Below are 12,955 nucleotides of genomic sequence, written 5' to 3' on the forward strand. Positions count from 1 at the left end.
GCCCACACCCAACTCCGGCTGGCCCGACCACTCGCCGCAGACCTGCGCCACCCGTGGGAACGACCCGCCCCACCCGAACGGCTCACCCCCGCCCGCGTCCGCCGCGGATTTCGGCACCTACGCGCCAACAGCCCCTGTCCCGCCAGCGCACCAAAACCCACCCGACCAGGACCCGGCCGCCCACCAGGACGACCCAACCGCCACCCCACCCGCCGCCACGACGTCCACATCGTCACCAGCAGCGCGACCGGGAAGACAACCTCTTCCCAGAAGAAATCGACCAATCCCCGGCCACGCCGCACAGGTTAAAGATCAAGCTAGGTCCCTGCTCTTCGCTATGGCGTACGATGTGCGTACACTCGGGTCATGAGTGCGAAGGCGGAGCGGCTGCACCTGCGGGTGGATGCCGAGCAGAAGGCGCTGCTGGAGGCGGCCAGCGAGGCCGCCGGCGCGAGTGTGTCGACGTTCGTGCTGAAGGCGGCTACCGACGCGGCTGCTGATGTGCTGGCTGACCGGCGGGCGTTTCTGCTGGACGAGGACGCGTGGCGGGTGTTCGACGAGGCGCTTGAGCGGCCGGCCCAGGATGTTGCCGGCCTGCGTGACCTACTGGCCGGACCGACGGTTCTAGACAACCCTGGCGAGGCGCGCCGGTGAGCTTGCGTTTCTCGTCGGTCGAGCCGTTGTCGGCCATGCACGTGGTGACAGGCTTCGACTGCGGCTCGCCGGCCCAGTCCGTCTGGCTTGCCGAGCATGCCCTGCAGGCGCACCGAGCTGGCCTGTCTCGCGTGTACGTCGTTGCCGACACCGATCACCCGGATCGCCGGGTGATCGGCTACTACGCCCTCGCTGCCGGGAGTGTCGCCCCGGCTGACGCGTCCCCGCGGCTGCGGCAGGGTGCCGGTCGCTACCACCAGCCCGTGGTGATCCTGACCCGGCTCGGCGTCGACCGCAGCGTCCAGGGTGCGGGTCTCGGACGTGCCCTGGTTGTCGACGCGCTGCGGCGCATAGCGGCTGCCGCCGAGGTCATCGGCGTGCGCGCGGTGCTCATCCACTGCGAAACCGACGCCGCCCGAGACTTCTACCTACGCCTGGCCAAGTTCGAGTCGAGCCCCACCGACCCGATGCACCTGCTGCTGTTGATGAAGGACCTCCGCCGGGCTCTCGCTGAGTAACACGCGTGCCGTTCGGGCGTGGCGGTCTGTACACGTTGCCGTCAACACCGCCCGGCAGCCCGAACCGCTATCCAGCCGGCCGTATCGGCGATGACCTGAACGTTCACCCCGTGCCGTTGATGCTTTCCGGAGTAGTAGGGCTATTGGTCGGCGACGCGGTCGATCGGGATCAGTGTGCCGTCGCAGATCGCGTATGCCGGCAGCCGGATCCGCCGCATGGCCGTGGCCGGGTCGTCGGCCGCTGCCGCGAGCACCGCGACCGCTTCCTGCACGTAGCGCCAGGCAGCGGGGACACCGACAGCGAACCCGGCGGCCAGACGGGTGTCGGTATCGCCGTTGCGCAGGTCAGCGAGAACGAGCAGCTCCTGTCGCCCCGGATCGAGGCGCCGCCAGCGCGATCGATGCTGCTTGCGGCGGCTGCGGATGCGGTCGGTGAGGTGGTTCAGGGTCCGGCTGGGACAACGAGATCGTGAAAGGCAGCACAAGCGAGGCTCCCGGCCGGGGCGTCTGATCTTGGTCGACAGCTGTCTTACCTGGAGCCTCGTCCTCATCGATCCTCGGCCCATCAACACCGCGCCGCAGCTAATCAGGTTGGAAAAGGCTCATTTGTGGCTGCGTCTGGCGGGCTCGGGAGTTTCGGCCAGCACGCTCCGTCACCACCGAATGTGAGACAGGGTCGTTGGTGAGGCAGCCCGGACGAGCCCGGTTAGCGCGCCTTGTGACGGGGGTGCGGCGGTCGCCGCACCCCCGTCACATCCTGGTCAGGAGCGGGAGCAGGCGGTGCCGTTGAGGGTGAAGCTGGTGGGGTTGGAGTACGACCCGTTCAGCGTGCCCTGGTAGCCGAAGCTGGCGGTGCCGCCGGGGGAGATCGTGCCGTTGTGGTCGACGTTGCGGGCGGTCACCGACGATCCACTCTGGTTCACCGTGGCGTTCCAGGCGTTTGTCACCTGCTGCCCGGAGGGCAGCGAGTAGGCCAGCGTCCAGCCGTTGATCGTGCTGGAACCGGTGTTGGTGATCTGCACGTCGGCGGTGAAGCCGTTGTTCCACGAGTTGGCGGTGTACTTCACCGCGCAGGAGCTGTTGCCCGAGGGCGGGGGCGTGGTGGGCGGCGGGTTGTTGTTGCCGCCGCCGTTGACCGTGGCCGAGAAGTTCGTCACGGCCAGACCGACGCCACCCTGCCAGGGCTCGAAGCCGGCCTGGATGCTGGTCAGGTACCAGGAGTTGGTGATCGCGCCGCGGTTGCGGGTGTCGTTGATGAACGCCAGCAGGTTCAGGTTGGCGCTGCTGATGGTCGACGAGGCGACGTAGGAGATGACGTTGTTAGAGCCGTTGCTGCCCCGCCACACCTCCCAGTTGCGCCCGTCGATGTTAGCGTTGCCAACCGGCGAGCCGATCGGCTGGATCGGGCCCTGCCGGTTGAACCAGATCATGATCTCCATCTGGTTCACGCCGTCCCGCTTCGGTGACGGGTCGAGCCAGATGTCGTACGAGGCGTTGTAGATGCCGTTGCTCACGTACCGGTAGTTGATGCTGCTGGTCGCGCTGCTGATCTGGCTGACCTGGATCGGCAGGTTGGTGCCGGGGGAGCAGTTGGTGTAGTGGCAGCCGAAGAAGACCGACGGGTACGCAGTGGGGGCGCCGTTGGTCGGGCTGCTGCCGTTCTGGGTAATGATCTCGAAGCCGTTGTTGGTGACGTTGATGCACTGCTGGGCGGTGGTGCCCCAGCGGTTGTTCTGCACCACGTAACGGTTCTGGATGACGGTCGAGCCGTACTGCTCACAGATCTGGGTGTCGGCGGAGGCGGTGCCGCCGAGGGCCACGGCGACGATCGAGCTGGCGGCCACCAGCCCGATGGCCATGGTGGCCCGCAAGGTACGTCTCATGATGCTCCTAGCGCTGCGGCGTCGCCCGGACGCCTCGTTGGATGCGGATGAAGCGTTGGGAGCGTTCACAACCTCCGGGAGCGCTCCCACGCTCATCGTCACATTTACATCCTTGAAACAATCAGCGCAACCGGTGAGGGTGATAGGCGGTAAATGCGACGACTGTCACGGACGCCACCATCAGACATCCGGCCCGCTCCGGCCGGCTGGACACCGCCGCCGACGGGCGGATACGACAATGCCGAGGGATGTCGGGGGTGGGCCGGTTGCCTCTGGTGTGTGCCGATTGCGCCGAGTAGTCTCTTGCCTTCAACGCGTGCCGAACCCCTCCGGAGGCGTACAACCCCATGCGTGGCTCCCCCCTGCGCATTCTCGTCGTCGGCGCGGGCATCGCCGGGCTCGCCGTGGCCCGTGCGCTGCGCCTGGCGGGCTTTCGGCCGGACCTCACCGACAAGGCCCCGCCGCACGATCTCACCGATGTCGGCCTGTACCTACCCGGCAACGCGGCCCGCGCGCTGCGTCGGCTGGACCTCGACGGCCCGGTCCGCCCGTACGGCAAGGTCATCCACCGGCAGCGGTTCCTCGACTCGACCGGCGCGCCGCTGTGCGAGGTCGACCTCGACGCACTCTGGGACGGAGTCGGCGAGTGCCGCGCGCTGGCCCGCTCCGACCTGCACCGGGTGCTGCTCAGCGGTGCCGGTGGTGCGGTCCGGCACGGTGCGGAGGTACGCACCATCGAGCTGCTGCCCTCCACCGTCGGCGTCACCTTCGTCGACGGCACCCAGACCGAGTACGACCTGGTGATCGGGGCCGACGGGCCGCGTTCCTCGATCCGTACGCTGGCCGCCCTCGGTGGCCCACCGCGCCCTGCCGGGCAGGTGGTCTATCGCAGCGTGGTACGCGACGGCCCGGCGGTCGACGAGTGGACCGCGCTGCTCGGGCAACGCTGCGGCTTCCTCATGGTGCCGATCGGCGCCGGGCGTCTGCACTGCTACGCCGACGAAGCCGGCACCGACCTCCCGGCCGACCCGCTGGCCCGGCTACGCGAGCTGTTCGGTGAGTACGGCGGACCGGTGCCGGAGGTGCTCGACGCACTCGACGGGGTGTACGCCACCACCACCGACGAGGTCGAACTCGGGCGCTGGTACCGCGGCCGGGTGCTCCTGATCGGCGACGCCGCCCACGCCACCGCCCCGACCCTGTCCCAGGGGGCGGCGATGGCCCTGGAGGACGCCGTGGTGCTGGCCGAGTCGTTGCACGCGGCAGGCAGCGTCGACGCGGCGCTGACCGCGTACGAGAGTCGCCGTCGGCCGCGTACCCGATGGGTGCAGGACCGGACCCGGGACCGCAACCGCACCCGCGACGTGCCGCCCGCGCTGCGCGACCCGTTGCTGCGCGGACGCGGCGACCGCATCTTCGGCGAGCACTACCGGCTGCTCCTCGGCCCGCTGTGATCCACCTCCGGGCTACCCCACGCGGTGCTCTCACCTGCCGGGGACTATCCTCCTTGCGGATGACGGCCCGCCGATACAGCGCGTGCCGAGCGGGACAACCCAGAACCGGAGGCCACTCGTGACCACCGTCGCACCCAAGCCGGTCGTGACCCGGCCCTGGCCGGTCCGGGAGCCGGTCAAGGGGTCGGCCATCGCGCGGCTGCTGCGGACCACGGACGCGAAGCAAATCGGGATCATGTACATGGTCACCGCGTTCGTGTTCTTCATGATCGGTGGTCTGATGGCCCTGATCATGCGGGCCGAGCTGGCCCGGCCCGGGCTGCAGTTCCTGTCGCCCGAGCAGTACAACCAGCTGTTCACGATGCACGGCACGATCATGCTGCTGTTCTTCGCGACGCCCATCGTGTTCGCGTTCGGCAACTACGTCGTGCCCATCCAGATCGGCGCTCCGGATGTCTCCTTCCCGCGCCTGAACAGCTTCGCCTACTGGCTGTACCTGTTCGGTGGCACCATGGCCACCGCCGGCTTCCTCACCCCGGGTGGCGCGGCGGACTTCGGCTGGACCGCGTACACCCCGCTGAGCACCACTGAGCACGCCCCGGGCGTCGGCGGCAACCTGTGGGTGGTCGGCCTGGCCGTCTCCGGTCTGGGCACCATCCTCGGCGCGGTCAACCTGATCACCACGATCCTGACCCTGCGCGCGCCGGGCATGACCATGTTCCGGATGCCGATCTTCACCTGGAACATGCTGGTCACCAGCCTCCTGGTGATCCTGGTCTTCCCGCTGCTGGCCGCCGCGCTGTTCGCGCTGGCCGCCGACCGGCTACTCGGTGCACAGGTCTACAGCCCGGAGACCGGCGGGCCGATGCTCTGGCAGCACCTGTTCTGGTTCTTCGGCCACCCCGAGGTCTACATCATCGCGCTGCCGTTCTTCGGCATCGTCAGCGAGATCATCCCGGTCTTCTCCCGCAAGCCGATCTTCGGCTACAAGGGCCTGGTCGCCGCCACCATCGCCATCGCCGGTCTGTCGATGAGCGTCTGGGCGCACCACATGTTCGCCACCGGTCAGGTGCTGCTGCCGTTCTTCAGCTTCCTGAGCTACCTGATCGCCGTGCCGACCGGCATGAAGTTCTTCAACTGGATCGGCACCATGTGGCGGGGGCAGATCAGTTTCGAGACGCCGATGCTCTGGTCCGTCGGCTTCCTGGTCACCTTCCTCTTCGGTGGTCTGACCGGGGTGCTGCTGGCCGCGCCGCCGCTGGACTTCCACCTGCACGACTCGTACTTCGTGGTGGCGCACTTCCACTACGTGCTCTTCGGCACGATCGTGTTCGCGGTGTTCGCCGGCATCTACTTCTGGTTCCCGAAGATGTTCGGCCGGATGCTCGACGAGCGGCTCGGCAAGATTCACTTCTGGCTGACCATGATCGGCTTCCACACCACGTTCCTCATCCAGCACTGGCTGGGTAACGAGGGCATGCCCCGCCGGTACGCGGACTACCTGCCCGGCGACGGCTTCACCACGCTGAACATGATCTCCACGATCGGTGCCTTCATCACCGGTATCTCGACGCTGCCGTTCATCTACAACTGCTGGAAGTCCTACAAGGCCGGCCCGGTGGTCGAGGTGGACGACCCGTGGGGTCACGGCAACTCGCTGGAGTGGGCGACCAGTTCGCCGCCGCCGCTTCGCAACTTCGACCGGATGCCCCGGATCCGCTCGGAGCGGCCCGCCTTCGACCACAAGTTCCCGGAGCTGGCCGCCGGGCAGACGCTGGCCGGTCCGCCCGAGGGTGGTGCCAAGCCGCTGACCAAGGAGTCCGACGGCGGTGCCAGCTACACCGAGGACGTAGCCAGCGACATCGACCGCAACTGACCAACAGCGCCGTACGACGGGCGCCGATCCCCCACCAGGGGTCGGCGCCCGTCCGCATTTCCGTCCCCGCCTGTGTTGCCGCCCCGCTGCCCGCCAAGCGGCGGCGCTCCTCGCCCTCACCCTCGGTAGCGGTCTCCTGGTCGCGGTGAACATAACTCTGGGTGACAATCCCCGGCTGCCTGCCTGTTGTCCCTTGCCATCCTTTGCTCTGCTTCAACCCACGCACAAGCGATCTACCTGCTCAGACGCGTCAGCGCGAGGGTGGGCCGTCGACCATGTGAACACGGTGCGTAATTTCTGTGCGTCCGTGTAAGCAGAGCAAAGCGAGCGCTTGGGAGATGGTGAGGTGGAGTAGATGTCACGCTTCGTGGTGGCCCGGCCTGACCTGGCCCGGCCTGACCTGGCCCGGCCTGACCTGGCCTGGGCTGGCCTGGCCTGGGCTGGGCTCACGAGGCGGTGGATCGGATGGCGGGTAGGCGAGGTGGAAGATCCCTGTCCGCTGTCCGCTGTCCGCTGTCCGCGCGGCGCGCGGGGGCGGGGGCGGGGGTCGGTCGGATCCGCGACGAGGAAGACCCGCCGGGCCCATGGGTGAGGTCAGGAGGGGGTTGGGGCGAGCGGTGGCGTGTCGCGGTCGGCGTCGCTCGGGGCGGTGGCAGAGGCGTCCGAGCGCCGGTGGCGAAGTTCGCTCGGCAGCACCGCCAGGGCCACCAGGGCACCGATCGCGCCGGTGACCGCGAACCCCCACAGCGGTGCGGTGGCGTCGATGACCGCACCGGCCAGCGGAGCGCCGACCGCGATGCCGACGGTGACCGCCGAGCCGTGCATACCCATCGCCTCGCCGCGTACGTTGGCCGGGGCCAGGCGGCTGACCGCGTCGGAGGTGGCCGCGATGGTGGGCGCGCAGAGTAGACCGGCCGGAATCAGCGCGAGGCAGAGTAGCCACCAGTGTGCCCCGCCGAGCCCCACCGGGATGGTGCACAGGCTCAGCGCGGCCATCAGCGTCACCGGGGAGAACGAGCGGTGCACCGCGCCGTACGTGAAGCCGCCGACCAGTGACGCCACCGCCCAGATGGAGAGCACCGCGCCGGTGAAACCGACGTCGCCGTTCTCCCGCAGCACCGCGATGACCGCCACGTCGGTGCCGCCGAGCACGAGGGTCGCCGCAGCGCTGACGGCGAACACCGCCACCAGTCGCGAGGTGAGCCACTGTCGCCGGGCGATCCGTGGCTGTGGTCCCGTCGACTCCTCGGCGGCGCTGCGTACCGGTGGGTTGAGCAGCCACAACACCACCCCGGCGGCGACGATGCCGGCACCGACGAGGTAGAGCGTGAGGCGGGCGGAGATGGTGGTGACACCCACCGTGGCCAGGGCGGGACCGATCATGAACGACAGCTCGACCGACATGGAGTCCAGGGCGTACGCGGGTCGGCGCTTCTCCGCCGGGACCAGCGCGGCGATGGACTGCCGGATCACCGAGAAGATCGGCAGCGCCAGCAGGCCGGCCAGGAACGCGGCCGGCAACAGCAGGTAGTACGACAACATCGGCGCGCTGGACCAGAAGACGGCCTCCGCCACGGCGGTCAGCACCAGCACCGGCCGCAAGCCGCGACGGTCCACCAGGCGGCCGAGCAACGGGCCGCCGACCGCCGCGCCGACGGTGATCGCCGCGCCGACCAGGCCCGCCGCACCGTAGCCGCGCCCGAGGTCCTGTACGACGTAGAACGTCAGCGTGACGCCGGTGGCGGTCAACGGCACCCGGGCCAACACCGCCACCAGCAGCAGCGACCGCAAACCGGGCAGGGCGAGCGCCTCCCGGTAAGGCTTCATGTTCACGTCGGTCCGTACCTCCGCCGGACATCCTTGACCGGCGGCATGACGGCTGCCAACGGATTAACGCCTCATGCGGCTTTGATCACAGGGGCGCCGATTGTGGCGATCCCGGCACCGTCGAAGGCGCGCAGCGCGATGTCGGTGGTGTCCGGGGCGACAGCCGCCGTCAGGTCGAGCAGGACGGTGGTGTCGAAGCCCTCCCGGGCGGCGTCCAGGGCAGTGGCCCGTACGCAGTGGTCGGTGGCGATACCGACCACGTCCACCCGATCCACGCCGTGCCGCCGCAGCCAGTCGGCAAGACCTTCGCCGTTCCCGGTGTGCCCCTCGAACCCGGAGTACGCGGCGGAGTACTCGCCCTTGAGGAAGATCGCCTCGATCCGGTCGGTGGCCAACTCCGGGTGGAACTCGGAACCCGGGGTGTCGACCACGCAGTGCCGGGGCCAGGTGCTCACGAAATCCGGCGAGTCGGAGAAATGCGTGCCCGGGTCGACGTGGTAGTCCTTCGTCGCGACGACGTGCTCCCAACGGTCCGGCTCGGCGGCCAGCAGTCGGGAGATGCCGGCGGCGACGCCCGCCCCGCCGGCCACGGCCAACGAGCCGCCCTCACAGAAGTCGTTCTGCACGTCCACGATGATCAGCGCGTTGCTCACCGACCCCACTCCTCTCACTCGGCGGGTACCACGGTGACCGGGATGGCCGGGTCGCCCGCGGAAAGCTTCAGCCCCTCCCACGGGATCGAGATGAGGCACTGTCGCAGATGTTCCCGCGACTCGTCGAGCGTCGGCAGGCTCACCGGCTCGCCGGCCACGACGTACGACCGTTGCAGCAGGCGGTCGTTGGGCCGGTGGTCCGGGACCCCCTGCGGGACGATGATCTCCTCGGTGGCGGTACCGGTCGGCTTGTGCCGACGAACGGCGACCTTGCGGCCGCCGATGGTGGCCTTGTGCTCGGACCGCTTGACCACCGGGCGGCCCTCCACCTCGACCAGCTTGTAGACCAGGCCGGCGGTGGGTGCGCCGGAGCCGGTCACCACGGCGGTGCCGGCGCCGTACATGTCCACCGGCTCGGCGGCCAACGACGCGATGGCGTACTCGTCGAGGTCACCGGAGACGATGATCTTCGTTTCGGTGGCACCGAGCGAGTCCAGCAACTGTCGGGACTGCTGGGCGATCACGGCCAGGTCGCCGGAGTCGATCCGGACCGCCCGCAGTTCCGGCCCGGCCACCGCGATCGCGTTACGGATGCCCTGGCTGATGTCGTACGTGTCGACCAGCAACGTGGTGTCCTTGCCCAGCGTGGCGACCTGAGAGGCGAACGCGGCCCGCTCGTCGTCGTGCAGCAGGGTGAAGGCGTGTGCGGCGGTGCCTGCGGTGGGGATGCCGTACCGGCGGCCCGCCGCCAGGTTGGAGGTGAACCGGAAACCGGCCAGGTAGGCCGCCCGCGCCGCCGCCACCGCCGCCTCTTCGTGCGCCCGCCGCGACCCCATCTCGATCAACGCCCGCCCGCGTGCGGCGGTGACCATCCGCGCCGCCGCGGCGGCCACCGCACAGTCGTGGTTGAGCACCGACAGTACCAGCGTCTCCAGCACCACGCACTCGGCGAAGCCGCCGGACACGGTCAGGATCGGCGAACCGGGGAAGAAGAGTTCACCCTCGGCGTACCCGTCGATCTCGCCGGTGAACCGGTAGCGGGCCAGCCAGTCGGCGGCCGGATCGTCCACCACGCCGGTGCGGCGCAGGAACTCGATGTCGGCCGGGTCGAAGCGGAACTCACGGATCAGCTCGATCAGACGGGCGGTGCCGGCGACCACGCCGTACCGGCGGCCCGGGGGCAGCCGCCGGCTGAACACCTCGAAGACGCAGCGGCGGTCGGCCGTGCCGTCCCGCAGGGCGGCGTTGACCATGGTCAGCTCGTAGTGGTCGGTCAGCAGCGCGGGACCAAGGGTGTGCACCCCCTCAGACTAGGGTTCACGTCGTCGTCGTGCCGTCGTGCCCCGGGATCGTGCCGAGCGCCACCCGCAGCTCCGCCCGGCTGGTCACCCCGAGCTTGCTGTACACCCGCTGTAGGTGGTTCTCCACCGTGCGAGCGGAGAGAAAGAGCTGCTCAGCGATGGCGCGACTGGTACTGCCGTCCGCCGCGAGCCGAGCCACCTCCCACTCCCGGTCGGTCAACGTGGGAGTGGCCGCCTGGAGCGCCGGAGTGTGCACCATGTCACAGCAGGCGAGGAAGGCGCCGAGTCGTTGCCGGGCGTGGGCGACCTCGGGCGAGCGGCGCTGCCGCAACAGGTGCACCGCTTCGGCGGCGGCCTCGGCGGCCAGCAGATCGAGCCCGCGCTCGGCGAAACCGTCGGCGGCGGTGAGTAGCCCTTCCGGCGCGGCATCGGCCGACGCCCGCGCATGCCGGGCCAGCAGGGGCGGCAACTCCCCGTCGACCTGCTCGGACAGCTCCGTCAACCGCTGCGCGATGGTACGGCGGGTGCCATCGGAACACCTCGGCCCGGTCTGCGCCGCAGCCTGACCGAGCCGGACCAGGTCGTGCAGCACCAGGGTCTCGTGCCCGGCGAAGCCGTCAGCGCGTAGCCGATCCGCCAAGCTGTGCAGTCGGCTCACCGCCGTCGATAGGTCACCGCCGGCCGCCAGCGCCGCCACCCGGGCCTGCTCCAGCCACGGGTACAGCACGGCCATGCTCGGGGAGTGGAGGCGGTCGGCCTCGGCGATCGCCTCGGCGGCCTGCCGGGCGTCTCCGCGCAGCGCGGCGGCCTGCGCCCGCTCCGCCTGGGCCAGCCCCGCGTAGACCCGACTGGTCGCGAGGACCGCGCAGGCACTGAGCGCGGCCTGCAACGCGGTGTCGCTGCGTCCGCGCAGCCGGGCCGCGTACGCGCGCAGGATCGCCAGGTAGCCGGTGCCGAGCCGGAAGTCTCCCGCGTCGGCGAGGTCGGCGAACTCGTCGGCGACCAACGCGTCGATGCCGACGAGGTCGCCGGAGAGGGCCAGCCGGGTGCCCCGGGCCAACTCCACCGCCAGTTGGAGGTACGGCATGTCCGCCCGCCAATTGGCCGCCTTCGCCTGCACCAGGTCCACCGCGGCGGCGCTGCGGCTCAGTTGCCCCTGGACGGCCTGTAGGTGCGCGATGGTGCAGCGGGCCAGCTCGCGAGCGGCGACACTGGCCGCCGGCCGGTCCAGCACGCCCTGTGCGAGCCGGAGCGCGGCCGGGGCCTCCAGCCGATGCAGCCGCATGATCGCCTCGAAGGCACGGACCCGGGCCTGCGCGGCGGCGTCGGTCAGTTTCGTGCCCTCGTCGGCAATCTCCTCCACAGTGGACGCCTGGCTCAGCCCCCAGTAGCTGACCATGCCCCGCACCGTCAGCCACCGACTGAGCCGTTCCTCCTGGCCGGCGTCGGTGGCGACGGCGTCGAGCACGCCGAGCGCCTCGGCGGGCCGGTCGGCGAACATCAGGATGGTCGCCAGCAACTCGGCGGCGTCGAACCCGCCACCGGCGTCGAGCGCCGCGCGGGCCAGCCGGGTCGCCAGGGGTACGTCGTACCGTGCGAACGCCTCACCGGCCGCCGCGATCAGCATCGTCGGGTCCTGTGCGGTGCCAGAGGCCAGCCGCCACCTCGCCACCCGCAGCAGATCCTCCCGCCGCCGCTTGCCGACCTTGTCCAGCAGGTCCGCCAGGTTCGCCTGCAACCGGCGGGTCCGGCTCACCGGGCACTGTCGGCGTACCACCTCGCCGTAGAGCGGATGGGCCAGCCGGACGTCGAGCCGCCGGTCGGACTCCACCATGGTGATCAGTCCACGCTCCTCGGCGTACTCCACGTCGTGCTGTTCGACGGCCTGGTGCAGCAGCCGCAGACCGAGCGGCTCGCCGAACGCGACCAGCTCGACCACGGCCCGCACCCCGGGGGTGAGCTGACCGATCCGGATGTCGATCAGCTCGGTCAGGCTGGGCGCCAGTTCCAGCCGTCCCGTCCAGGTCCAGACGCCGTACTTCTCGACGAGTTCGCCACTGTTGGTGGCGGCGTGCACCAACTCGCGCAGCAGCAGGGGGTTGCCGGCGCTGAGTCGGCCCAGTCGGTCGGTGGAGCCGCTGTCCACCTGGCCGCCGACGATGGCGTTGAGCATGGCCGCCGTCTCGTCCGGTGTCATCGGACCCAGCTCGGCCCGTTCGACCAGCCCGTCTGTCCACAGTGCCCGGATCGGCAGCGGGATCTGCTCCCCGTCGCGCAGGGTGCCGACCACTGAGGCGTTCTCCGTCCGGGCCACCAGATGCACCAGTGCGGCCGACGGTGGATCGAGCAGGTGCGCGTCGTCGACCGCGAGGACGATCCGCCGGCCGGCGGCCTGGTGTTGCAACACGTCGAGGGCCCACCGCAGGATGCCGGCCGGGGACAGGCCCTGGGGTTGCTCCGGCAGCACCTGGATCAGCCCGCCGAAGGCCATCGCGGACGTGGTGGCGCTGGCCGCGATGCGCCAGACCGCGTAGTCATCACCGGGCAGCGCGTCGACACCCTCGTGGAGTAGGCGGCTCTTGCCGATGCCAGCGCTGCCGGTGAAGAGGATTCCCCGGCCGTGAACACCGGCCACCGCCACCCGGAGACGGTCGAGTTGCTCAGCCCGGCCCACGAAGCTCCACCGACTCATTCGCGCAGCATATCGATGCGACTACCGTCCGCACGGTGGCGCGCGCCGGTGAAGTTGAGTAGTCGCTGAGTTACCCGTGAGTATCGCAATTGTCCCG

9 protein-coding genes and 2 pseudogenes are annotated in these 12,955 nt (G+C 69.9%); 5 read left to right on the top strand and 6 right to left on the bottom strand.

Annotated features, from left to right (window positions below; all coding sequences use genetic code 11):
* The 3 genes and pseudogenes from ACLQ2S_RS03025 to ACLQ2S_RS03035 form a co-directional block, all read left to right on the top strand.
* Positions 1–309 (top strand): annotated as a pseudogene (locus tag ACLQ2S_RS03025) (NF041680 family putative transposase); the annotation flags it as partial.
* Between the two features lie 57 nt (positions 310–366).
* Positions 367–654 (top strand): DUF1778 domain-containing protein, encoded by a 288-nt coding sequence (locus ACLQ2S_RS03030; protein WP_155221539.1) that lies wholly within the window; start codon positions 367–369, stop codon positions 652–654.
* Positions 651–1,172, top strand: a complete 522-nt coding sequence (locus ACLQ2S_RS03035; RefSeq protein ID WP_309223782.1) for a GNAT family N-acetyltransferase — start codon at positions 651–653, stop codon at positions 1,170–1,172. The genes ACLQ2S_RS03030 and ACLQ2S_RS03035 overlap by 4 nt, the downstream gene beginning before the upstream one ends.
* Positions 1,173–1,246: 74 nt before the next feature.
* Here ACLQ2S_RS03035 and ACLQ2S_RS03040 read toward each other — a convergent pair.
* Together ACLQ2S_RS03040 and ACLQ2S_RS03045 are read right to left on the bottom strand one after the other, a co-directional pair.
* Positions 1,247–1,655: pseudogene (locus ACLQ2S_RS03040) on the bottom strand (transposase family protein); the annotation flags it as partial.
* Positions 1,656–1,933: 278 nt separating this feature from the next.
* A complete protein-coding gene (locus tag ACLQ2S_RS03045) occupies positions 1,934–3,055 on the bottom strand; it encodes a GH12 family glycosyl hydrolase domain-containing protein (protein WP_155221538.1) in 1,122 nt (373 codons plus the stop codon).
* A 347-nt stretch (positions 3,056–3,402) separates the two neighbouring features.
* Here ACLQ2S_RS03045 and ACLQ2S_RS03050 point away from each other — a divergent pair, with 347 nt between their 5' ends.
* Positions 3,403–4,509, top strand: a complete 1,107-nt coding sequence (locus ACLQ2S_RS03050; RefSeq protein WP_425701057.1) for an FAD-dependent monooxygenase — start codon at positions 3,403–3,405, stop codon at positions 4,507–4,509.
* Between the two features lie 118 nt (positions 4,510–4,627).
* Positions 4,628–6,385, top strand: a complete 1,758-nt coding sequence (ctaD, locus tag ACLQ2S_RS03055) for a cytochrome c oxidase subunit I (RefSeq protein WP_425701058.1) — start codon at positions 4,628–4,630, stop codon at positions 6,383–6,385.
* Between the two features lie 594 nt (positions 6,386–6,979).
* Here the strand turns inward: ctaD and ACLQ2S_RS03060 are convergent.
* The 4 genes from ACLQ2S_RS03060 to ACLQ2S_RS03075 all read right to left on the bottom strand — a co-directional run bounded on the left by ACLQ2S_RS03060 (position 6,980) and on the right by ACLQ2S_RS03075 (position 12,858).
* Entirely contained in the window at positions 6,980–8,212 is a 1,233-nt protein-coding gene (locus ACLQ2S_RS03060; RefSeq protein ID WP_155221563.1) for an MFS transporter, read from the bottom strand.
* Between the two features lie 71 nt (positions 8,213–8,283).
* The gene (locus ACLQ2S_RS03065) at positions 8,284–8,865 is read right to left on the bottom strand and encodes an isochorismatase family protein (protein ID WP_309223780.1); all 582 of its coding nucleotides are present in this window, start codon (positions 8,863–8,865) and stop codon (positions 8,284–8,286) included.
* Positions 8,866–8,879: 14 nt separating this feature from the next.
* Positions 8,880–10,166, bottom strand: a complete 1,287-nt coding sequence (locus tag ACLQ2S_RS03070; protein ID WP_309223779.1) for a nicotinate phosphoribosyltransferase — start codon at positions 10,164–10,166, stop codon at positions 8,880–8,882.
* 16 nt (positions 10,167–10,182) lie between these two features.
* On the bottom strand, positions 10,183–12,858 hold the full coding sequence (locus ACLQ2S_RS03075) for a LuxR C-terminal-related transcriptional regulator (protein WP_425701059.1): 2,676 nt from the start codon (positions 12,856–12,858) through the stop codon (positions 10,183–10,185).
* Between the last annotated feature and the right edge of the window lie 97 nt (positions 12,859–12,955).

Source organism: Micromonospora sp. DT48 (assembly GCF_049844495.1).
Taxonomy (GTDB): Bacteria; Actinomycetota; Actinomycetes; order Mycobacteriales; family Micromonosporaceae; genus Micromonospora.